This is a genomic window from Actinosynnema sp. NPDC023658, assembly GCF_040639995.1.
Taxonomy (GTDB): Bacteria; Actinomycetota; Actinomycetes; order Mycobacteriales; family Pseudonocardiaceae; genus Actinosynnema.
In genome coordinates, this window is the sequence record NZ_JBFAAX010001360.1 from 1 (window position 1) to 1,251 (window position 1,251).

At 75.1% G+C, this 1,251-nt stretch carries 1 protein-coding gene; it reads left to right on the forward strand.

Annotated features, from left to right (window positions below):
• Nucleotides 1-1,174 (forward strand): hypothetical protein (locus tag AB0G02_RS40985; RefSeq protein WP_360806182.1); only part of this gene is annotated, 1,174 nt, incomplete at its 5' end.
• Between the last annotated feature and the right edge of the window lie 77 nt (nt 1,175-1,251).

The following is a 1,251-nucleotide window of genomic DNA, read 5'->3' on the forward strand; positions in this document are numbered from 1 at the left end:
GCTGCCGTGGCCGCCGGCGGACCTGCCCGGCATCACGGGCAAGGGGACCGGACCGCTCAACGCGCTGCTGTCCACGCTGAGCGTCCCGCTGCTGGAAGCCGTCCTGCCGTCCGTGGTCGGCGGCCGGGCGCTGGAGGTGCCGGGCCTGCACGAGTCGGTCGCGGGGATCTCCGCCGACGCGCGCTTGGTGGTCCACGCCAAGCTGCTCGCTCCCAGGCTCGGCAGCCTGACCGACAGCCGGTTCGACATCGACATGGGCAACGCGCCGGTCGAGGCGTCCGGCACGGTGACGCGCGCGAACGTGGGCGAGGCGTCGGTCGGCCTCGGCTTCGGCAGCCACAACCACGTCGGGGAGAACCCCGACGGCACCCTGAACCCGGTGGAGTCGGTCAACTTCATCACCAACGGCCTGGACCTGCGCCAGGTCGCCGACGACGTCCGCACCTCGTCGGGTGGTGCGAGCGCTTCCAAGCAGCCGGACCTGTTCGTGTTCGGCCGCATGGGAGTGGTCGAGTTCGACGTGGAGTACCGGGTCGTGGCGGACCTGGGCGGCGGCCGGGTCGCGGTCCGCGACGTCACCGTTCCCGGGGGCGTGGACCTGAGCGTGCCCCAGGCGGGCGTCGAGGCGTTGCTGGGCAAGCGGATCGACGGTGGGCTGGCCGCGGCGCAGGACGCCGTCCACGCCGCGGGGCAGGACTGGCGCAAGGCCGAGATCGCCGTGGACAAGGCCCGGCACGAGGTCCAGGACCTGCACCTGGAGCTGGAGCGAGCCGCCCGGGAGGTGTCCCGGCACGAGGCGCCGCCGGAGGACTCGGCGACCCTCGCCGCGGCGGAGGCCGCCGCGGACGCCGCGCTGGCCGAGGCGGTGCGCCGCCACGACCTGGCCACCTCCAGGCTGGCCGAGGAGCGGGTGTTCGCGCGGTCCCACGAGGAGACCGAGCGGCGCGCCCTGGAGGCGGAGCTCGCCGCCCTCCGGGGGCTTGAGTCGGCCGACGACGAGATCTCCGGCCTGACCCTGCGGCTCGCCGACGCGCGCAGGCGCTCCGCCCACGCCGATCACAAGGTGGCGGAGACCGAGCACGCGCTGGTCGTCGCGGACTCGGAGCTGATCCGGCAGGTGCTGCTGGAGGAGTTGGAGCTCCACCGGGAGACGGCGGTTCGCCGGCGGGTCTAGGTCCAGTCGTGGGCCGCGGCCGCGGACGCCCGGCGACGCGAGGCCGGGGCCGCGCGCGCCTTCGCGGACCGAGGGCT